Raw genomic sequence first — 20014 nt, 5'->3', positions numbered from 1 at the left:
CGGACTTGCGGTGGCTTCGAGCAGCCACGACGGGCTCGTACGCAGCGGCTCCGACCAGTCGTTGGCGGCCGCGTCAACTCGAGGCCTCAGGCCCCGCAACCACAGGTGCGGGGACCGAGGCGTCGGTCAGGCGACGGCTGCTCGACGTCGTGTCAGGCGGGGGCGCAGGGTCAGCAGGATCCCGGCGAAGGTGGCCCACACAGTCAGGGTGATCACGGGGCCGCCCAGGTGTGAGCCGTTGTAGTAGCTGAGATCGGCGATACCCCTCACGGCCGCTCCGGGTGGCAGCAGGGCGGAGACGGCCCGGGCCCCGGAGGGCAGCAGGTCGGCTCCGATGACCGCGCCGCTCGTGGCGTTGCCGACGGTCAGCAGCAACAGCGTGGTGACCGGCAGCCCGATCGGGCCGAGCAGAGCACCCAGGAGCTTGGTCGTGAACGCCGTCGCGACGGCCAGCAGGGCCAGGACGAAGATCAGCGGCACCAGCGGGGCCGGGGCGGCGCCCAGGACGGGCCCGACGACGAGTGCCCCGACGGCACCGATGGCGGCGGAGGTTCCGATGAGCAGGGAGAATCGGTGGCGCAGACGCATGACGCCGGCCAGCCCGAGGACGTTCGAGCCCAGGACGAAGCCGGCCAGGCTCACGCCGAAGGCCAGATAGAACCCGACCAGGCCCCGGGCGTCGTGCTTGGCCAGAGGGACGACGTCCGCGGTGGTCACGTGCGCGCCGGCTCCGCGGGCGTAGGCGTCGACCAGTGCGCTCACGGCAGACGTGGTGGACGCACCGGCGGCTCCGGCGATCTCCAGTTTCAGGTGGCCGGGAGCCGCGGTACCGAGCGCCGCCACGACGTCATGCCGCTCCAGCGCGAGGCGTGCCGTCGCGGCGTTCGCAGCGGGGTGGACCTCGACGGCGTCCCCCAGGGCCTGCTGTATCTCGCCCGGCAGGCTGGATCCGGTGACGGCGATGGGCACCTGGTGGGGCTGCGGGTCACGCTGGAGACCGACGTAGCACGCGATGAAGGCGGCCACGACGACCAGGGAAATCAGAGCCGGCTGGAGCCACGCCTTCACGGGCGGCCGACGAGTGCCCTGCTCCGGCCTGAGGGTCTGCTCCACCATCGCGGGGCGCGTCCGCTCACGCTCAGCGGTCGATCCAGTGGAGATAGCCATGACACAACCTTCTACTGGGGAACTCGGGAAGAGAGGGAGGCCCGGTGCGGACCCCACCTGCAATAGGAGCATATGCTCCTATTGCGTGGACGGCAAGCGCGCGGAGGGGGCCCGTACCTGTGAGCGCCCACACCGCGGAGGCCGGCAGCGGGGAAAAACTGAATGACGTCCCGAATGACAGAGGAGAGATGACCATGCGCATCGCCGTCGCCGGAGCAACCGGGAACATCGGAGCCCGCACCGCCGCCGCCCTGGAGCAGGCCGCACACGAAGTGGTGCGCATCAGCCGCTCGCTCGGCGTGGACCTGATCACCGGGGACGGCCTCGACGCAGCCCTGAAGGGCGTCGACGCCGTCGTGGACGCCACGAGCTACGAGGCAGCAGACCGGGACGATGCGATGGCCTACTTCGGCACCGCTACCCGCAACCTGCTCGCCGCCGAGGAACGAGCCGGTGTCCGTCACCACGTACTGCTCTCGATCGTCGGGATCGGCCGTATCGAGGGCAACGCACACTACGCCGGCAAGCGTGAGCAGGAGCGCCTCGTGGCCCAGAGCCCGGTGCCGTGGACGATCGTTCCCTTCACTCAGTTCCACGACTTCGCCGCGACGGTGACCAGCTGGACCGAACAGGACGGCGTCGCCCCGATCCCACCGCTGCTCGTCCAGCCGATCGCGCCCGCGGACGTGGCCGACGTCCTCGCCGAAATCGCCACGGGCCCTCCGCAGGGGCGCTACCGCGACGTCTCCGGCCCGGAACCGCAGGACCTGGTCGACATGGCCCGTCGCACCAACGACGCCCGCGGACACACGGTCAAGCTTGTCCCGACATGGTCATCGATACTGGGACCGGAGACGGCCGGTAACGTCCTCCTGCCCGGAGAGGGCGCCCGCATCGCGCCTACCACCTTCGACGAGTGGCTCTCGAACGCTCGGCCCTGACGCGTCGGCACGCACGCATCATTCGCAGGCAACGCCCTCGGCCTCCCAGCGCAACAGGCCGCCCGGCCGGCACTCTCGCACCTCGCGGTGCTGCTTGCTTTCCCGCCCCGGGCGGGGCAACGATCGGACCGGTTCGGCAGTCGTAGGGAGTGATACACATCGGTCTCCTGCGCTCGCCACCGACTGCCTGCGTGTGCGGTGGTGGGCAGCAAGGCCTGTCATCCCTGGGAGGACTCATGAGCCGTTTCGCCGCACCGCCGAGCGACAGACAAGGCGGTGGGCGTGACATCGCCCCGCTCATCGCCGTCTCGCGCGCCATACAGGGCAAACCCGTCGGCCGCATCACAAGCCGCAGCGGTGTCCTGGTAGGGGCCATCGCCATTTCACTGATGGGAGCGGGAGCCTCGGCCGATGCCGCGCCCAGCGACCCGGTGGTCAGCGGTGCCACCGTCAACTCCGGACATGACGTCATCGTAGGAATAACGCACAACGTGCAGTTCCCGGTCACGGTCACCGGATCGGATGACCCCGGTCTGTCTTTCGCCGACGTGGATCTGAAGGGACCGCACGGCGGCTTCTACACCACCGACGCCTTCTGCGAGACCCCGACGGCATGCACGACGGTATTCACCGTCAACGCCCACCCGGCTCCGAGCAGCGACGACCCCGTGGACCTGGCCAACGCCAACGCGGGAACATGGACAGTCGACGCCTTGGTCGACGCCAACAACGGCGATTCCGTATTCGCCCCCGGTGTGGGCTCGTTCAGCCTCAAACGTGCCGCTCAGCTGACGGTCAACGCCTCACCGGAACCGGTGGCCAAGGGCGCTCACATCACCGTCACCGGCAAGCTCGTCAGGGCCAACTGGGACGCCTACCGGTACGCGGGATACGCAGGCCAAGCCGTCAAACTGCAGTTCCGCCCGAAAGGCAGCAACACCTACACCACAGTGGCCACGGTGAACACCAGCGGCACCGGAACCCTTCGCACCACAGTCAAGGCAGTCGAAGACGGCTACTGGCGCTGGAACTTCACCGGCACCCACACCACCGGCCCCGCCAAAGCCACCGGCGACTACGTCGACGTACGCCCCTGACAGCGATGCACCAACTTCGGGTAGAGCAACAGCCTTGCGGGCGGCGGCCCGCTGGTTCTTCGACACGGCGTCTTCTCATTGTTCGACTGGTTGCGACAGAGCGTGCTTGATCTGTCTGGTCCGCTCGTCGGTAAGCACTTCGACCCGGTCGTTCGCCAGAGCGTCCATGGTCTGCTCTGCAACGTCCTCCACGCTGATCTTCGGTGCGTCCGTGAAGGAGCTGAGATCTGTCTCCACGAAACTGGCGTGGACACCGATCACGAGGGTTCCCTGCTCACGCAGGCCTTCGCGCAGCGCGCCCGTCAAGGACCACTGGGCTGCCTTGGAGGCCGCATACCCGGGGTAGTCCGGCCGGGAGGCCCAGGAGGCCGTCGACAGCATGTTGATCAGTGCGCCGCCGCCGTTGCGGGCCAGGACCGGCGCGAAGGCACGGGACACGGCCCAGGTTCCGAAGTAGTTGATCTCCATCGCCTCGCGTGCGCCGTCGAAGGAGCCGGTCAGCAGTTTGGTGTCGAAACCTCCGACGCCCGCATTGTTGATCACGATGGTGACGTCACCGGCGGCCGCGGCCGCCGCGGCGACGTCCTCCGGAGCGGTGACGTCCAGACGGAGCGCGGTCAGGTCCTCGTCGCTCACGCTCGCCGGATCGCGGACACCGGCGTAGATCTTGGCGGCTCCCCGCTCGATCAACGCGCGTGCGAACGCATAGCCGATGCCACGATTCGCCCCCGTCACCAGGGCGGTCGATCCTTTGATCTCCATCACGCTTCCTTCCCATGGCCCCTGCTGAGCACAGCAGGCACTGGGGCGAGGGACGACCCAGCGAGGGAGGGCCTTGGGCGTAACCCCCCGGCCTTCGCGGAACTCGCACGAAAACGAGAACTGTCGGGCCAGAACCGGAACACTCCGGACGACGCGCACGCAAGGCCCATTGCAGAGTCCACTCCACCACCAGCGTGCATCGAACGCCGCAGTGACGCATGTGAGACGTGCTCCCGTTTCACCGGCGGTGACCAGTCCTCACAGAGTGCCCCTCATCGACATGACCTGCGGGGCCTCCCAGGGCCCGGCCCTGGTGCAGGAACCTGGCCGGATGGCCGGGCATCCTCGGGCTTGGTCGCGTGCGCCTGGCGGCCCTGGAACGCCGTAGCCGCACCGCCGACACACCCGAAGGGCGGCTTCCTACCCGTTGTCTTCATCCTGGCCGTCTTCGAAGACGAACAGTGGATTGGTGCCGTGTGCGGGTGCTTCGGCGAGTGAGACGGCTTCTGCGAATTCTTCGAGCGGGAATGGCCGACCCCGGGGAATGCTCAGGGTCCCGTCGGCGACGAGACCACGCACCTGGGCCAGCGCGCGCAGCGCGTCTTCGGGCGAGGCGGTGCCGAACCAGCGGTTCAGCCAGAAGCCACGGACCGTTTTGGTCTCATATATGACCGAGCGTGCCTGAAGCGGGATCGTCAGCGCCGCCGGGTCGGTCTGCCGATGGGTGGAGAGCGCACCGTAGACCACGAGCTGCCCTCCCGGGGCCAGTGCCCGGGACACCTGAGCGCCAACGGGGCCCGCGACACAGTCGACGGCCTTCCGCACGCCAGCCGGTCCCGCAATTTCTGCGACTCGCTGCAGCAGATTCTCGTCCTAGGTGCATATGACCTCGTCGCCACCGAGCACTTTGATCTCCTCCACGGCAGCGCGCCGCCGCACGACGTTGATCGTGCGGATGCCGACCTGCCTGCACAGCTGGATGACGAGCCGGCCGACGGTGGAGCCTGCCGCCGTCTGCAGCAGCCATTCGCCCGGCTGCACGTCGAGTTCGCGCGTCACGAGGAGCAGGGCGGTCAACGGATTGACGGCCAGCTGGCAGGCGCTGGAGTCGCTCAGGTCGTCGGGGACCGGCAGGAGCCTTTGCGTGTCGGCGACGAGGTACTCCTGCCAGGTGCCGGCCGCCGGGGGCCCGGGTACCGCGGGGATCGCGGCGACCACCACCCGCTCGTCGACCGTCGGTGCCCCGGTGTCCGGGCCCAAGGCCGCGACACGGCCCACACACTCCATGGCGCCCCCGACAGCGGGGAACTCAGGAGAGAAACCGTAACGGCCGCGCAGCACGTGCAGATCACTGGCGTGAATCGGAGTCGCCTTCACACGGATCAGCGCCTGACCGGCTTTCGGCGTAGGAACAGGCCGGGATTCCAGCCGCAGGACGTCGGTGGGCTCGCCGGCCTTCACGGCCACGAGCGCGCGCATGGATCGAGGCATGAGCGGCCCCTCGTCTCTCAGCACCCGAGGAGTTCGCCGCGACGCCGACGCCTGCACCCTCATCAGCCCCGGGCTGTCATCGGCGTCGCCAAGGCCGGGGATCAGGACCACTCGCCGCAGCGCACCCCTGCGAGTACAGATATAAGTCCGTCACCTCACGCTACGCCCGGATCCGGCAAGATCACAGCAGCGGATCGTGGCACGCCCCCCGCGTGAGGGGCCACCGGTTGCAGCGCCCCCTTCCTGAGCGTCACCGACTCGCCGCGTCGAGCGGGCGTACATCGGCCGGGCTTACATCGTTGGGCACGGGGCCTGCGTTCGGGCCCCACCTCCACGGCAGAAGCTGGAGGAGGCCGACGTCACCTCGATGCCGAAGAACAGCCACAGGAGCCGCGACGCACCATGGGCCAGTGCGTACGCCTGCCACGTCGCGAACAGGGTACGCGCGACGCCGTCGAACAGTCCGTGCTCCGGCAGCGGCCTGACGATTCGCAGAACGGCCCAGACGACCACCACCGAGCCCATCAGGTTGGCGAACAGGATCTGCCAGGTGTCGAGTTCGGGCAAGGCGCCAAACCCCAGCGCTTGGCCCCAGACGACAGCGCATCGTGTACCAATGCGTAGGTCCACGGAGTTGCGAATTCCATCGTGATGGTGCTGCCGTGCTCGCGGGCCCATGTTCGTCCGGCCGGTGCTGCACCTGGACCAGCACGCATGGACGGAAGCGCACGTCGCGGCCTTCCGTTACTTCGGCGGCGTCCCGAGCCGACTCGTCCCGGACAACCTCAAGATTGGGGTGGACAAGCCCGACGTCTACGACCCGAAGATCAACAAGGCTTATGCCGAACTCGCCACGCACTACGGCGCGTTCGTTGATCCGGCCCGGGCGCCGAAGCCGAAGGACAAGCCGCAGGTCGAACGGCTCATGCCCTACGTCCGCGACTCGTTCTGGCGAGGCCGGGAATTCACCTCGATCGAGCACATGCAGGCCGAGGCCGTGACCTGGAGCCAGCAGGTTGCCGGGCGGCGGAAGTGTCGGCCGCTGGGCGGGGCCGCCCCACCGACAAGAGTGACGGACAGCGAGTGGCCGAGGGCCTGGGCGAGCGGCAGGGAAGGTCTCTGATCATCACCAGCGACCGGGCGCCCAGCGACCGGTATCCCCTCTTCCCTAACCCCCTCGTCGCCGAGTCACTCTTGGACCGGCTGATCAATACCAGCCATCAGGTCATCATGAACGGCCCCAGCTACCGCCCGAACAAGCGCCTTGAGAACTGCACTGACAAGCCCTCAATCAAGTGACCGGATCAGTCCCACCAGTTGAACATCAGCTCGCCGACTGTGCTGGGACGCCAGTAACGCACCTGTTCCAGCTCTGCTTCGGCGAGCTCGCTGGTGTCAGCCCTCGCCAACGGCGTGCTCAGTTCCTCGACGTCCAGCAGCCGGAAGCCGCCCCGCTCAAATGCGTCCGCCCAGGCTGGTGGGGACGCGAAGTTCGTCAGGGGCACACCTGCCTGCGGCGGACTCGCCGCAAAGGCAACAACCGGGAGTACCTCGTGGCACAAGACGCTCAACCGAATGCCCGGGGCGGTGATCAGAGCCGCATGGGAGTTCGGCGTGACTCCGGCCGGCGCCACTTCGGCGACCGTGCCCTGAATCGATCGGGCCACCGCATGGCAGACGGTCTTGAAGGTCACTACGTCCACCTGAGGCAACGGGGCATCGCCGTGCCCCCAGAACCCGGTGGCTCCTCGCGCGACGCGGATCAACGCACCACTCAACTCTCATTCCATCCGTCAGGCCCTCTGAGGGTGCCACTCGACCGAGCCGAGTAATCACGCGCCGATTCTGCCACCCGTCGGAGTCCTCCTCGAGGGCCGTCTCAGTCATGAGGGTGGGGAATTACGTGAACTTACCCCTGGGTAAATACGCGATCGTCCACAGCGCTCCGGCAAAAGCACCAGGACCGACCACATTGAGTTCGTAGTCGGAGCCGGCCGGTATCCAATTGCCTGGGACGACGAGAAGACCTCTGGGTGCCCACGTGGATCACCAGGGAAGCGGACGGCCACCGCGGCTTCCACCTCACAGGGACTTCCCGAACCCGGACCACGCACCACCATGGATCCGACGCAGGGACGGAATCGAATGAGCCCCCTCGAGCGCCTCGGAGAGTTCTGCCCCCCGCCCCCCGACGGCTGGGACGAGCACGGACGGGGGAAGGGCAAGGGACGGTACTTCCACGACTGAACGCGGGTGGTCGGGTCACCGGGCCGTGATGAGCCTATGGCGCCGCTGGACCACCATCGCTGAGCGCGGATGGTTGTCACTCACTTTCGGGTGGCGGCGGGGTGGGGGGTGGGGCCGCGGAGCAGCGTTCGCGGCGGTGAGACGGCTTGATGGGGTTTCAAAGGGTGCATTCTGTGAGTTGATGGAGCATGAAGGTAAGAGTCACGGAATTATGGGTGATGTGTAACATCGCCCGTGTACTGCGCGTACTTGGCGGGTCGGTGGGGAGGGTGGGGTGTGCGGCCAGCCGGCCGTCACCGCCTTCGCGTAAACCCTGCTCGCGGCCTGTGGCCGCGGGAGGATTGCGCTCTTGCCCTGACGGGAGAGCCTGTGTACGTTTCCGCTTTCGTGCCCGGTGCCGGTAAACGCTCGGGGCGTGTCCTGGCCTGCAAGAGGCAATGCGTCGGCGCTGTGCACCCTCGGTTGCAGCGCTTTGGCCGACGAACGCCGGCCACCGGGGCCCGGCGTCGGCGACTGACGAGGTGAAGGTCCGGCACCGCGGACGCCTCCAAGAGCGTCGGCGTCGCCTGAATCGTCCTTCTGGCGACGGCTGGGTTCTTCGTCACCGATCCACTTCTCAGCCGTCGCTGGCCGTGGACGCCTATCGCCTCGATGGCGACCGTCGCGAGGGCCGGGCGGAAGCGGTCTGCCCTTGGTGGCGATCTCTGCCACGGGGCCAATGGACGGCGGCCGCGTAAGAGGGCCAGGACGGGTAGCGAACCAAGTGAACAGCACACTCGGACCCAGGGGTGCGAGGCGTGCGAACGAAGCTTAGGCAGAACGGAGCGAGATCATGCAGACCACCATCGCATCAACCGATCGAGCACGGGACGACGCCCCGGCGGAGGACTTCCTGCTGGCGCCGCCCAAGCCCGCAGACCGCATTGCCTGCCGAGTCGATCCTCGCGACCTGCGGCGCCTGAACCTGTACGCAGTGCTGACCGCTGCTGGGATCGCTCCCTGGCCAGGGGACCGGGAAGTGATCGAGGAGCTCAGCGCACTGCCCGACAGCGTGCACGACGCCCTCCACCACTGGCTCAGCTCCGGCAGGTGACGCGCTGGACGCCGGCAGAGCGCGTCCACGGGACAGGATGCGGGGCAGAAGGCCTGCTTCGACGCGCCGGGGGCGCTGCGTCCCTTCGCCGGCATCGTCGCGCTCTCCTCTGCCGACGGCGTCTGTCACTGCGGTCGTGCGGCTGGCTGCACTGCGGGACGTTCCAGGCGGAGATGATTGGTGGACGGGGACGACACGGTCACCCAAGCCAGTCACCTGGTTGGCGCCTTCCTCACCCGCGTGCAGGCCGGCCACGGCCTGCCGGTCACATGGTGATCTGCCCCGGCTGACGGTCAGCGAGCTGGTCACCAAGAGCTCGCACGAGAGGGAACGCTGCCAGCGACGAGCTGGCGTGGACGTTCAGCGTCGGCCGCGGCCACGGCCGACGGGTTGGTCTCCGCCGTCGCCATGGTGGAGACACTCTTGACAGCGGGGTTGCGGTTCGCCGCGAGCAGGGCCGCACCACCGCCCATGGAGTGGCTCAGGACGCCGAGTCGGTCGGTCTTCACCGCTCCTGCGAAGCGCGAGCCGCTGGTGGCGTTCTGAGCCGTGAGCCAGGTAAGTGCCGCGTTCAGCTCGTCGGCGAATGCCGCGTGCGTCGCATACCCGCCCGGAGCACCCGAAGTCCCAGAGCGGCCTGTTCCCGAACCCCGGATCGACCATCCGCGCACTGACCCGGTGATCGTCTGAGCGGTCAGACCAGGCCGATCCTCTGGGCGATGTCCTCACCGTGCCGCAGGTGTTGGCGCGCCGTCTCACCGAGCGACACGATGACCGCAGCGACGACGGTTTCGATCACGGCCATGGTCGGAACCAGGCTGTCGTACGGTGACGGTGACGTGACCTGGCTGGGCAGGACGACCTCCGCGTGCGCCGCCACCGGAGAGAGCCAGGTGTCGGTGAACAGGACCACCTTTCCGCCCCTTTCCCGCAGCAGCTGAGCCATGGCGACCTTGTCGTCCTCGTAGCGCCGGTAGTCGAAGACGATCAGCACGTCGCGGCGTGTCAGCGCGGCCAGGGCGGCGGTACGTTCGACGTCACGGGGCAGTAAGGCCACGTCATCGCGTAGTTGCATGAGGTGAAGACCAAGATACTGCGCCAGCAGGTGGGTGAACCGCCCGCCGACCAGGTTGATCCGCCGCTTGGGGTCGGCGAGGAGCTGGGTGGCTCGGTCCAGGTCGTGCGGCGGGAGTTCGGCCAGGGACCGGGTGAGCGCCGCCGCGAACAGCCTGCTGCCGCTGTTCAGCAGCGGTTCGTTTCCTTCCAGGTCGCCGGAGTCGTCGGACCGTGTCAGAGAACCGCCCCACCTGCGGCTACTACCGGCGCAGCGTCACCAACGGAGTCGCCGACCCCAACCTGTACAACGGCACACCCGAAACAGGCTGCGGCACCTCGGGGAGCGGTACCACGGTGAACGAGAGCGAGCCGAACGACTCACGCTCCGCCGCCGACGACATCACCGCAAGCACTTCCGTGACCCTGACGGGCGCCCTGAGCACCGCCTCCGACCGGGACTACTTCAAGTTCACCCTGGCCTCCGGCGAAACCGCGACCACCTCCTGCGCGATACCCGACGCCTACGACGCGGATGCCTATCTCCTCGACTCGTCCGGATCCACACTGACGAGGTCGGTCGACGACGGCCGGGGCAGCGACGAGTCCCTCACCTATACCCGCACGGCCTCGGGCAGCGGAACGTACTACCTGGACCTCGAGGCCTACGCCGGATCCGGCTCCGCCCCCTACGCCTGTGACCTGAACTCGGCCTGAGAGCGGGCCAGAAGTCGAAGGACGTCGTGCGTTGCCGGAGGAACGGTTCGGTGGCTTCTTCGTCCGGGCCCGGCTCACCGATGTGCTCCAGCGCCTGCGCCGTAGGCTCGGTGCGAGTGGGGGGTGTACCCCGGCGAAGCAGTGCCCGGCGCCGGGTGCCCCTCACGTGCCCGGCTCGCCACCACCCGCGCCACACAGCAGGGCGTCGGGCCCGGGGCGGCTGCCGAACCGGGTGGTGAACGCGATCCCGGCGGCGTACTCGTTCGCCGCGCACTGCCCCTTGTAGTCGCCCTCGGCGAAGTCACCGCCCGCCGCCCCGCCGGGACGGTTGTCGGACCGGTCGAACCACACCGTGCGGGCGGCTCCCGCGAGCGCGGTACGGCCCGGCGCGCACAGCGCCGCCGACACCCGCTCCCCGCGCACGCTGTAACCGGTCAGGAGAGCGCCCGGCGGGCACTGGAGCTTGGTGTACCCCGACGCCCAGTCGCCGCCGGCGGGAACGTACCGCTCGTCGGTGACGACGGTCTGCCCCGCGTCCACGGCCGGAGTCGCCGTGCCGGCGTCGGTGCACAGGCCGCGGCCGCTGGTGTGGCCCAGGCCGATCAGCCGCAGCCCGTCGGGGCATGCGGCCTTGCGGGCCCCGGGGTCCCAGTCGCCCGTGGCCCGTGCGCGCAGCGACTCCACAGCGTCGCCGTGGTCGGTGGCGAGCATCCGCCAGACGGGCACGGACGCGATGGGGCCCGTCGTGCCGGGCGCGGACATCAGATGCCGCCAGGCCGTGCCGCGCCAGTCGGCGCCGTCGAGCACACCGGAGCGGTGCCCGGCGCCGTCGTAGCGCAGCAGCGCCCAATCGTCGTGACCCTCGAAGCCGACCAGCGGCCAGTACGCGAAGTCGGCGTCGTGGTCGGCGAGGTAGTCGGTCATGTTGCCGAACCAGGTGCGGGCCGCCGGGTTCGTCTCGCCGGACCCGATGCCGAACTCGCTCACCCAGACGGGCGCGGTGTAGTGCCGGCCGCTCTCCTCGACGAAGAACGCCTCGTCGTCCAGCGCCGCGCCCAACTGCTCGCGGGTCATGTCCTGGTAGCGCGCGTCGTGCGTCTCGCCGATGCCGGTGGCGCCGCTGTGATGCGGACCGGTGTAGCCGTAGAAGTGGGCCGAGTACACCAGCTTGCGGGAGTCCACGAGGGTGTGCGAGAGCGTGCGCACGGGAGTGAGCTGCGGTCGCCCGTGCGGGAGGCCGTCCACGGGCAGGCCGGTCCAGTTGATGCCCTCGACGACGATGAGCAGACGAGGGTCGCCCTCCGTCAGGATCCGGTCGGCGGCGAGCTGGGCGGCCGCGTACCAGTCGTGGTCGTCGCCCAGGCCCCAGTTGGGGTCGTCCAGGACGTCGCGCCTGACCTCGTTGTACAGGTCGGCGCCCACCACCCCCGGGACCCGGGCGTAGCGGCGGGCCATGAAGACCCAGTCGTCGGCCCACTGCCGGGTGGACTGCCCGGTGTTCCACCGCTCGTTGCCGTCGACCCCGCAGCACCAACGGGAGCTGTTGGTGTGGTTGTTGAGGATGACCGCGAACCCGCTCCGGCTGAGCGCGTCCACGACGGCGTCGTAGACCTGGAGCGGCGTCCTGCCGCGCAGCTGGGGGTTGGCGCCCACGGCGCTGTCGGGCACCGCGGCCGTGCTGTGGATCATCTCGTTGGAGAACGGCAGCCGGACGGTGTTGATGCCCAGTTCGTGGAAGTCGGCGAGCAGCCCGTCCAGCGGCACGCGGTCGAGACCGAGCGGTATCCCGTGGGAGTCCTGGCCCGCGTGGTGGCTTGCGGGATCGCCGATCTCGCCGCTGCCCGTCCACGAACCCTGCGCGCCGTCCCAGTTGGCGCCCTTCAGCCGGAATCGGTCACCCCGGGCGTCGACGATGTAGCGGCCCCGGGTGGACAGCGGCGGATACCAGGTCGCCGCGGCCGCGGCCCCGGAGGCGGAGGCGGAGGCACGCGGGGCGGGCGAGCGGGGCGGCGGCGCGGCGGACGCCATGGTCGTCTGTGTGGCAAGGAGCACGAGGCCGGCTACCGTTCCGGCCAGACGCAGGACAGTTGGTGCCATCGACATGTGGACAGCCCTCGGTTGGTGTGGGGGAACCGTTCTCCGGGGCTGTACGGTGCCCTGTCCCGCCGGGAAGGTCCAGACGGCCGGCGCGCGCGGCGGAATTTCACGCACTGCGGCGCTCAGATGTAGCGCAGACCGCTTGCTGTGCCCTCCGCCACGGTGATCGGATCAGCACCTGTTCGAGCGGCAACGACCGTTCACCAATGGGGGGAAGCACATGGAACACGAGCGTCATGGCAGACCGGCAGCCCCTGCCCGGTAGCAGATGAGGGTGCAGGCGATGCCGACGAAGGCGAGGAAGTGCTCGGCCTTGTGCTCGTAGCGGCGGTGCAGGCGCCGGCATCCGTTGAGCCAGGACGTGATCCGTTCCACGACTCAGCGATGCCGGCCCAGGCGGTTGGAAGGTTCGCCGCCGCGGCGGGTGACGCGGGGCGCGATCTGGCGGCGGGGCAGCCAGTTGCGCAGATGGTCGAAGTCGTAGCCCTTGTCCGCGTGGAGCTTGGCCGGGCGACGGCGCCTTGCCCTGACGGGATGCCCCGCCATTGATGCTGGGGCGTGCTGGTCCGGAGGGTTCGGCGGGCCGAGGGTTCAGCATCGCTGTTCGGCCCGTTACTCGTACCGGTACTTCAGCGAGTCGGCCTCCGCCCGCTCGATGTCGTCGATCGTCAGCTCCGGCATGCGCAGCTGGGCCAGCGTCACCTCGGCCGAGGTCGGCTGGGTATCCGCCGGCAGCCACTGTTCCGGCTTCCAGGCCCCGCTGCGCAGGAGCGACTTGGGGCAGTGCGGGTAGACCTCCTCGATCCCGATCACCAGCGCGCTGGCCGGCGGCTTGCCCACGGCGGTCAGCTGAGACAGCAGCTCCGGGCGGGTGGAGACGCAGGCCCGGCCGTTCACCCTGAGCGTCGTGGTGCGCCCCGGGATGACGAACAGCAGCCCGGCCCGTCCAGTAGTGATGACGTTCTGCAGGGTGTCCAGACGCTTGTTGCCGGTCGCGTCCGGTATCGCCACCGTCCGTTCGTCCAGGACGGCGACGAACCCGGCGGGGCCGCCGCGCGGGGAGACGTCACAGTTGCCCTCGGCGTCCGCGCTGGCGACCAGGACCAGCGACGAGCAACCGATCAACCACCGTGTCTGGTCGGTGAGTTCGGTCATCTGCTTGCGCACGGCCGCGTCGCCGGGGAGTTCGTAGACCCGGCGCAGCGCCTCCTGATCGGGCACGGCGTCGAGACGGAGCGAGTCGAAGGCACTGCTGGCGAGGGGTTTCGTCATGCGCCCGACCCTAGTTGGACGACCTGCTATTGATCTCGGTCGGCGAGTGCGGGGCCACGGAACACCCGCGCTAGGAGGCGCAGCACAGGCCCCGGAAGACAAGTTGGGGCGTAGAACCAGGCGCAGGGGGCGGGAGCAGCCTGACGGTATGTGCGCGGCGGTTCTGACGGCCCCCGATCGGCGCCGGGGCCGTCAGCCGCCATCAGCTGCTGAGGTCGAACACGCCCCACGCGGTGAACGGCTCGGCCTGGACGTAGATCCTGCTTCCCCGGCCGACGACCCGCCGGCGGCCGGGGGCAGAGCCATCGGGCAGGGTGAGCAGGCCGACGTCTGTCCGCTCGACGCATGTGTCGGTGAGCTCTCCGTGGGCGAGTCGGTCCCGCTTTTCGCCGTAGCCGCCGTAGAAGGCGACCCGATCGCCGTGGACGGCCACCGCATGGGCGCCCCGTACGCGGTTCGCCCACACCGTCACGGGCCGGTCGGGGCGGTTTGGGAGTATTTCGACGAGCGGGAAGTCCGTGTATGGGCACGCCCAGGCGGTGGTGCCCGTCACGTTCAGGGCGTAGCAGTCGAAGAGACCGGGGATGTGCGCGCCGTCTGACGTCCAGGTGAGTCGGCCCGTGGCGTCCCAGCGGCGGATTCCGGCCGGGTTCTCGTCGAAGTGCCCGACCCAGATATGGCCGGCCTCGTCCACGAGCAGGTGCTCGATGGCGTCCCCGACGGAGAAGGACGAGGTCTCACCGCCGAGCGCGTCGAAGACCTGGACCTGGTTCGCGTCCTCGTACCGGCGGGCGCGCGACGCGGCGACGACGAACCCGCCGTCGGGCAGGCGGTCTAGGTGCGGCCAGCGGGCCCGCACGGCGCTCAGCTCGGTGAGTTCGATGTTGCCGCCCGGATGGACGGAGACGACCAGGGCGTCGAAGGGCAGGACATCGCCGCCAGGCTGCGGAGCGCGTTCGGCAAGCAGCCAGTGGGCGGAGCCGAAGACGTCGACGGCGCTGGTCAGGACGTGGCGGTCGTGGTGCGCTCGGGGGAGGTGGGCATATGGAACGAGGGCGGTCTTCTGCACAGGCGGGCTCTCCTGGGTGGGCGGTCACGGCCATCGGGCGCTGCGGTCAGGGGCGGCCGGCGGCGCGCGAGCGGTGGAGGGTGGAGCGGAGCGTCCCGACGGCATGGCCCTTTCTGGGCCTCATGAAGTGATCATCGTCGACGTCCGACCTCGTGACAAACTTTTTCGGCGCGCCACAACATCGATCGAATGCTGCGAGAGCAGGGACCTGACCGCACTCGAGCGCTACGACTTGGAACACTTCCAACTCCTCCCGGCAGGAGGAGAATGGCGCAAGGTCCGCCGGACCACTTACCGGGCGCTCGGCCGGGACCGAATGGCCGCCCCTCGCAGCCGCGACCGGGTTCGTTGATCCGGAGCGGCGGTTTTCCCGGGAGACAGGTTTCTTCCAACCGCCACTCGCCCCTCACCCGGGCGCGTAGGCGGACCGGGAACCCCAGTAGCTACACCGCCGGGCGCGAGGCTTGCTGCATTGGCTTTGCGTCGACCGCCTCGCCATGAACAGCCGCCGGGTTGCGCCCAGGCCGCTACCATCCTGCGACATCCCAGCAAGGAGACCACCACTCCTCCCGGTCCTTGTCTGCTTTCCGTCGTGCGTCTGACAGCGCAGTCTCATCGCCTTGGTCATAGGCCTGCTGGGCCGCCTCAACATCCTGGATCGTGTATCGAATCGACCTGGCAATCTTGGAATCGCCCACGATCCGAGCCGCCTCTTCCAGTTGTTCGACGTACCTTGTCGCCGACACGTCATTGGGAAGCAGCAGTGATACGGGAACTCCGCCTTGATAGAAAGCGTTCAGTGCTTGGTCGCAGCCTGCATGTTTCGCGTGTGCCCTCTGGTTCCTCTTCTGGACGTGGTCGTAGGTCCACCACGCTCCACCGCCGAGGATTCCCACCACGATCAGAGTGACGAACCCCTTCTTCACCGACGTGACAGCAGCACTCCACGGGAAGGCCACGGTGCGCTTGCCGGGAGCGTGGAAGTGGTTGTTCTGGACGCTATGGTTCCCGTCCTGGACGGCAGCCGGACCGTGGAATTCACTGCGCTTGGAACTACTGCGGCCATGGTCATCGCCCTGCGGTGCGGTCATCCGCTGTGGCCGAAGTGATTGTCCTGACGATTGTTGTAGCCCGTCTGGATCGCGGTCGGACCGTGGAAGACACTGCCCGTGAAGGGGGCTGAGGCGTCACTCGGAGCGATGGGCCCACTTTCGACCAGCGCACGAAGTTCCGCGACCGCGGCGTGTAGCTCATCACCTTCAAGCCGGGTCAGCAGGATCACGAACCCAGCCTGCCAGGCAGCGGCCTGGCTGCCCGCCGCACCCTCGTCCGGGCTGTCCGTCAATGCTGCCGCGGTCCGGTCCAGACGCCGCCGCTCCGATTCCTCACTCTCGTGGCTCCCCCGAGCCATCAGGCGCGCGGCGCGATCCCGGATCGCATTCCACCCATCCGTGCCGGCCGCCTGCACCATTGATGCGCTCCCAGCAGAGGCCAACGCCAAGAGTGACTCCGAAATCATCCGCCCACTCCCTCCGACTACGGCCCTTCACAACAGGCCCGCCTCCCCCTAACTGCCCACGAAATCAGGCTAGGTGATCGCGCGCGCGACGTGGCGCGAACCAGGCATCTCAGACCAACAATCCGCCTGCTTCACCGGCCGTGGGCCGCCCGCCACCCACATCAGCCCTGGCAGCGGGGCCCATGTCCAGATCGGGGCGCCGCCGGAACAGGCTCTTGGGGAGGACCAGGCGATTGAGCACGAGGCACGGGTCTGCCAGCGTCCTGGTGCTTCTTCACCTTCTTGGCCGGGCCGTTGACCCACCGACCCGGCTCGACCTTGTTGTGGCCGCTCCGATTCCTCAGGATCGGCCACCGCATCGGCTTCTTGATCGCTCGAGGTCACTCCTGGCCCGACTGGGCCGGTAGCAGTCGAAAGCGTGCTTCCTGGGCGGCCTCGTTCCAAGCGCCGATCGGCAGCCAGGACCGGGCCGCTCGCTGCGGCCTCGTGGGCTGACCGGCGGACGGCCTGATGGACCGCGAGCAGGGCCCACGACGCCGCTGTGCACCGGCTCAGTCACGTCGTCAGTTCCGCTCTCGCCCCGGAGACCCAACGCGCATTCGTCCAGATCGGCCTCACGGTCGCCTACGCGCTGGCCTACGCCTGACCGCTCGGGTGGTCAGCGGCGGGAGTAGCCGCAACGAAACCGACTTCATGCCGTACTGCTTGAGGGCTGGTTCACGAACATTGCGTTCACTTCTCAGTGTCGGGCTGGGCCTCTTCCTTGGGCGCTGATGTCGCCTCCGTCGACGCCGAAGCGGTGTAGAAGACAGAGCTACCCTGCTTGTTCCGTTGCACCAGGCTCTTGGCGACGAGGTTTTCAAGAGTGGTGCGCACAACGTTGGGCGAGATCTTACGGTCGGGGTGCGCGTCGCAGAGTGCCTTCGACACCTCTGCCGCAGAACGGGGTTCGTTCTCCTTGCCGAGGTGACGGTGAATGAGATCGACCAGGGTGGGTTGAGTGTCGGTCCGGGCGACCGCCTTTTTGGCGACGGGCTTCACCTCGGTCTGCTTCCTGCTCTTGGGTGACTTCGCCGCCCCCGTCTTGGCTCGTCGTGCACCGGAACCGGTGGTGGGGGCCTTCTTCCTGGGGGCAGGCACAGCAGTGTTGTCTGCGGGGAAGAATGCGGTGGCCGGGGTTGAGACGCCGAGTGCCTGCTGCATGCTCACCAGTACGTCGTGGTCGTGCTGAAGTGCGGTCAACTGCTGTTGCAGTGCGCTGAGTTCCGCAGTAATGCGTTCCTGCTCCTTGGCGTTGCGTTCGAGGTCACTGGCTACCTGGCTCAGGTACTGCGAAGTCAACGTGGTCGCTGACGCCGTGTCTTTGGACATGGTTGTCTCCTTGTTCGGCGGCCGGATGTGGCTCTGGCGGGCCGCTGACAGCGGGCCAGGGTGGCGTTGCGGCCGCAATGTGTCCTGGTGCAGCGATGATACGGGTGAGGCGCCCCGTTTCTACGGCACGAGTAGCCTCCTTACGGTCCCAAGTCCCTTGTGCGGGTTCTGAGAACGAAGAGTGTGCCTTCCGGTGCTCCGCGGCGCAGTCCGCACCGCGGAGCACGCAGCCCGACCAGCTTGCCCGGCTGCCCGTGCTCGCCTCGGCGAGGCCCGACGGTGGCCTTCCCTGACCACGGCGAAGGCACAACGAGCGCTGTGATCCGACGGCTGCGCGAGATCCGGCCTGAGAGGTGGCCGCCCGAGGTCTGGCAGGCGGCGAGCGGCCGCCTGGGTGAGAGTGGGCGCCTGGTCGCGCTGTAGCTGCTCGTCCAGGTCGTGGCGGTGCGCAGTCCCGCGGCGTACGCCAAGCGCCTCTGCTGGACCGCCGCCGAGCTGCGACGACACTTCCTCTCGTGCGGAAGGTGCGCCCCCCCGTCGACGACACCGATGCCGCAGGCGCTTTCCGCGGCGGAGGCGCAGCGGCTACCGGCTCGCCGACGTCCTGCGGTACCGGGAAATCCTGGAGCAAGCCGAGCAGCCCGACCTCAGTCCGGACCCGACGACGAACACGGCCGCTACGCCCCGCACCGGGCGACGTCCCGCCCCTACACGACGGGAAGCGGGGGAGGGCGGCGTACACGGGCCGGTTGGCGGGGTGGTTCCGGACATCTGGCGGATGTTCCCGCAATGCGTTTCCTAGCACCCTGGAGCCCACGAGTCACGACACAGCGCCGCCCGTGCCCGTGCCATGCCGTGGTGCCCGCGCGGTCTCATGCCACCGGTCTCATGTCACCGGACTCATAGCGGGCCAAGAAGGAGGTCGGTCCCATGATCCGCCTGACGCTTCTGTGCGCCCCCGCCGGGGACCCGTTTCTCGGTGACCGCCCCCTCAGCGACCGCAGCGTGTGTGAGGCAGGCGTGACGGGAGCAGGCATACCTCCGCCCGACATGGTTGTACGGGCCCCTTCCCTGCGCTGCTCGCAGGCCGCCGACGCCCTCGGTCTGGCGGCAGCGTCCGAACCCGCGCTGCGGGACCTCGACCTTGGCAGGTGGTGCGGTCGCACCCTCGGCGACATCGCCGCGCGCGACCCCGACGGGTTCACCGCCTGGCTCACCGACCCCGATGCCGCACCGCACGAAGGAGAGACCGTGCGTCAGCTTTGCGGCCGGATCGCGTCCTGGCTGAGCGACGTAGCGCCCGCGGGCCACGTACTGGCCATCGTCGAAGCGGCCGTCGTCCGGGCCGCGCTCATCCACGCTCTGGCCGTACCCGCAAGGACGTTCTGGCATGTCCACGTGCCGCCCCGGTCCGCAGTCACTCTCACGTCGCGCGACGGCTGCTGGGACGTACTGCTCGGCCACGCCCCTGTCCCGAAGTCCCACCCACGGCCCGTTCCGCGTTCGGCGATGTCCGTGCCCGCCGCCAGTGATCGACCCCTGCCGGTGGCCCGCCTGGGGGGCGGGGAACGATCGGATTCTTCCCGGGAGGCGATGTTCGTCGGCCATGGGTAGGCCCTGGGATGAAGCATTCGGGCCCGGCGCAGCGGTGAGGCTGTGTCTCACCTCTGCGATCGCGGGCCGTCGCCGCCTGCGCGCTCGGCACCCGGGCCATGCGCCGGTGCTCAACCGGCCGGGCCGGCGCGGTGCAACTGTTCGGCCGAAGTCGGTTCGCCGTGTCAAGCCACGGATACCCAGGGCAGGACGAAGGCCGAACAACCGAGCCGGCCCATTGAGCGGGAAAGCGTTCGGTACCGAGCCACGCGCCGTGTTCCAGGACCGCTGTCACTTCACCGCGTACACACAGCGACGGGGCCGCTGCCCGGGCGTCAGACAGTGGACAGGCCTGACTGGAGGCGAGAGCACATGCACTCCGATGCCACTGCCAAAGGCACGACCAGCGCGGCGACAGTCACCGAGACGCAACTGGCGGAGGTGCTGGCCGGTGTGCTGCGTGCCGAGCGGGTGCCGGTGGACGGCGACTTCTTCGCAGATCTGGGTGCTGATTCGCTGGTGATG

General features: G+C 68.7%; 19 protein-coding genes and 3 pseudogenes. 7 read left to right on the top strand and 15 right to left on the bottom strand.

Annotation, left to right across the window (positions count from 1 at the left end; genetic code table 11):
- Positions 1–126 precede the first annotated feature (126 nt).
- Positions 127–1167 carry a hypothetical protein gene (locus ACZ6B1_RS30985; RefSeq protein WP_468783777.1) on the bottom strand — a complete coding sequence of 347 codons (1041 nt, stop codon included), beginning with the start codon at positions 1165–1167 and terminating at the stop codon, positions 127–129.
- A 119-nt stretch (positions 1168–1286) separates the two neighbouring features.
- Here ACZ6B1_RS30985 and ACZ6B1_RS30980 point away from each other — a divergent pair, with 119 nt between their 5' ends.
- Both ACZ6B1_RS30980 and ACZ6B1_RS30975 read left to right on the top strand, forming a co-directional pair.
- Entirely contained in the window at positions 1287–2108 is an 822-nt protein-coding gene (locus tag ACZ6B1_RS30980; protein WP_468783775.1) for an SDR family oxidoreductase, read from the top strand.
- Between the two features lie 236 nt (positions 2109–2344).
- Entirely contained in the window at positions 2345–3205 is an 861-nt protein-coding gene (locus ACZ6B1_RS30975) for a calcium-binding protein (protein ID WP_468783773.1), read from the top strand.
- Between the two features lie 75 nt (positions 3206–3280).
- Here the strand turns inward: ACZ6B1_RS30975 and ACZ6B1_RS30970 are convergent, their stop codons facing one another.
- The 4 genes and pseudogenes from ACZ6B1_RS30970 to ACZ6B1_RS30955 all read right to left on the bottom strand — a co-directional run bounded on the left by ACZ6B1_RS30970 (position 3281) and on the right by ACZ6B1_RS30955 (position 6105).
- On the bottom strand, positions 3281–3967 hold the full coding sequence (locus ACZ6B1_RS30970) for an SDR family oxidoreductase (protein WP_468783771.1): 687 nt from the start codon (positions 3965–3967) through the stop codon (positions 3281–3283).
- A 420-nt stretch (positions 3968–4387) separates the two neighbouring features.
- Positions 4388–4828: a zinc-binding dehydrogenase gene (locus tag ACZ6B1_RS30965; protein WP_468783909.1), complete on the bottom strand. Its 441-nt coding sequence runs from the start codon at positions 4826–4828 to the stop codon at positions 4388–4390.
- A 12-nt stretch (positions 4829–4840) separates the two neighbouring features.
- Positions 4841–5446, bottom strand: a complete 606-nt coding sequence (locus ACZ6B1_RS30960) for an alcohol dehydrogenase catalytic domain-containing protein (protein WP_468783769.1) — start codon at positions 5444–5446, stop codon at positions 4841–4843.
- Positions 5447–5708: 262 nt separating this feature from the next.
- Positions 5709–6105: pseudogene (locus ACZ6B1_RS30955) on the bottom strand (hypothetical protein).
- 29 nt (positions 6106–6134) lie between these two features.
- On the opposite strand from ACZ6B1_RS30955, the pseudogene ACZ6B1_RS30950 reads away from it, so the two are divergent.
- Positions 6135–6518, top strand: a pseudogene (locus ACZ6B1_RS30950) (IS21 family transposase); the annotation flags it as partial.
- Positions 6491–6757 (top strand): ATP-binding protein, encoded by a 267-nt coding sequence (locus ACZ6B1_RS30945; protein ID WP_468783767.1) that lies wholly within the window; start codon positions 6491–6493, stop codon positions 6755–6757. The pseudogene ACZ6B1_RS30950 and the gene ACZ6B1_RS30945, both read left to right, overlap by 28 nt.
- 5 nt (positions 6758–6762) lie before the next feature.
- Here the strand turns inward: ACZ6B1_RS30945 and ACZ6B1_RS30940 are convergent, their stop codons facing one another.
- The gene (locus tag ACZ6B1_RS30940; RefSeq protein WP_468783765.1) at positions 6763–7152 is read right to left on the bottom strand and encodes a hypothetical protein; all 390 of its coding nucleotides are present in this window, start codon (positions 7150–7152) and stop codon (positions 6763–6765) included.
- 1385 nt (positions 7153–8537) lie between these two features.
- On the opposite strand from ACZ6B1_RS30940, the gene ACZ6B1_RS30935 reads away from it, so the two are divergent.
- Positions 8538–8798, top strand: coding sequence for a hypothetical protein (locus ACZ6B1_RS30935; protein ID WP_468783763.1), 261 nt, complete (start codon positions 8538–8540; stop codon positions 8796–8798).
- Between the two features lie 305 nt (positions 8799–9103).
- On the opposite strand, the gene ACZ6B1_RS30930 is transcribed toward ACZ6B1_RS30935, so the two are convergent.
- Complete coding sequence (locus ACZ6B1_RS30930; RefSeq protein WP_468783761.1) at positions 9104–9469, bottom strand: poly(ethylene terephthalate) hydrolase family protein; 366 nt, start codon at positions 9467–9469, stop codon at positions 9104–9106.
- 23 nt (positions 9470–9492) lie between these two features.
- Positions 9493–9975 (bottom strand): MurR/RpiR family transcriptional regulator, encoded by a 483-nt coding sequence (locus ACZ6B1_RS30925; protein WP_468783907.1) that lies wholly within the window; start codon positions 9973–9975, stop codon positions 9493–9495.
- Positions 9976–10085: 110 nt separating this feature from the next.
- Here ACZ6B1_RS30925 and ACZ6B1_RS30920 point away from each other — a divergent pair, with 110 nt between their 5' ends.
- Positions 10086–10568: a pre-peptidase C-terminal domain-containing protein gene (locus ACZ6B1_RS30920; protein ID WP_468783760.1), complete on the top strand. Its 483-nt coding sequence runs from the start codon at positions 10086–10088 to the stop codon at positions 10566–10568.
- Between the two features lie 162 nt (positions 10569–10730).
- Here the strand turns inward: ACZ6B1_RS30920 and ACZ6B1_RS30915 are convergent, their stop codons facing one another.
- The 7 genes and pseudogenes from ACZ6B1_RS30915 to ACZ6B1_RS30885 all read right to left on the bottom strand — a co-directional run bounded on the left by ACZ6B1_RS30915 (position 10731) and on the right by ACZ6B1_RS30885 (position 17896).
- Positions 10731–12671 (bottom strand): glycoside hydrolase family 5 protein, encoded by a 1941-nt coding sequence (locus tag ACZ6B1_RS30915; protein ID WP_468783758.1) that lies wholly within the window; start codon positions 12669–12671, stop codon positions 10731–10733.
- 228 nt (positions 12672–12899) lie between these two features.
- Positions 12900–13208, bottom strand: a pseudogene (locus ACZ6B1_RS30910) (transposase); the annotation flags it as partial.
- A gap of 69 nt (positions 13209–13277) precedes the next feature.
- Entirely contained in the window at positions 13278–13937 is a 660-nt protein-coding gene (locus ACZ6B1_RS30905; RefSeq protein ID WP_468783756.1) for an MSMEG_1061 family FMN-dependent PPOX-type flavoprotein, read from the bottom strand.
- A 202-nt stretch (positions 13938–14139) separates the two neighbouring features.
- On the bottom strand, positions 14140–15006 hold the full coding sequence (locus ACZ6B1_RS30900) for a hypothetical protein (RefSeq protein WP_468783754.1): 867 nt from the start codon (positions 15004–15006) through the stop codon (positions 14140–14142).
- 527 nt (positions 15007–15533) lie between these two features.
- On the bottom strand, positions 15534–16097 hold the full coding sequence (locus tag ACZ6B1_RS30895; RefSeq protein WP_468783752.1) for a hypothetical protein: 564 nt from the start codon (positions 16095–16097) through the stop codon (positions 15534–15536).
- Positions 16094–16477, bottom strand: a complete 384-nt coding sequence (locus ACZ6B1_RS30890; protein ID WP_468783750.1) for a hypothetical protein — start codon at positions 16475–16477, stop codon at positions 16094–16096. The genes ACZ6B1_RS30895 and ACZ6B1_RS30890 overlap by 4 nt, the downstream gene beginning before the upstream one ends.
- Positions 16478–17257: 780 nt before the next feature.
- Positions 17258–17896, bottom strand: coding sequence for a BlaI/MecI/CopY family transcriptional regulator (locus tag ACZ6B1_RS30885; RefSeq protein WP_468783748.1), 639 nt, complete (start codon positions 17894–17896; stop codon positions 17258–17260).
- Between the two features lie 1050 nt (positions 17897–18946).
- On the opposite strand from ACZ6B1_RS30885, the gene ACZ6B1_RS30880 reads away from it, so the two are divergent.
- Positions 18947–19510 carry a histidine phosphatase family protein gene (locus ACZ6B1_RS30880; protein WP_468783746.1) on the top strand — a complete coding sequence of 188 codons (564 nt, stop codon included), beginning with the start codon at positions 18947–18949 and terminating at the stop codon, positions 19508–19510.
- The last annotated feature ends 504 nt before the right edge of the window (positions 19511–20014 follow it).

The sequence above is a fragment of the Streptomyces sp. NPDC041129 genome, assembly GCF_055592265.1.
The sequence above is the reverse complement of the archived record's forward strand: the minus strand, read 5'-3'. Positions and strand labels throughout refer to the sequence as shown.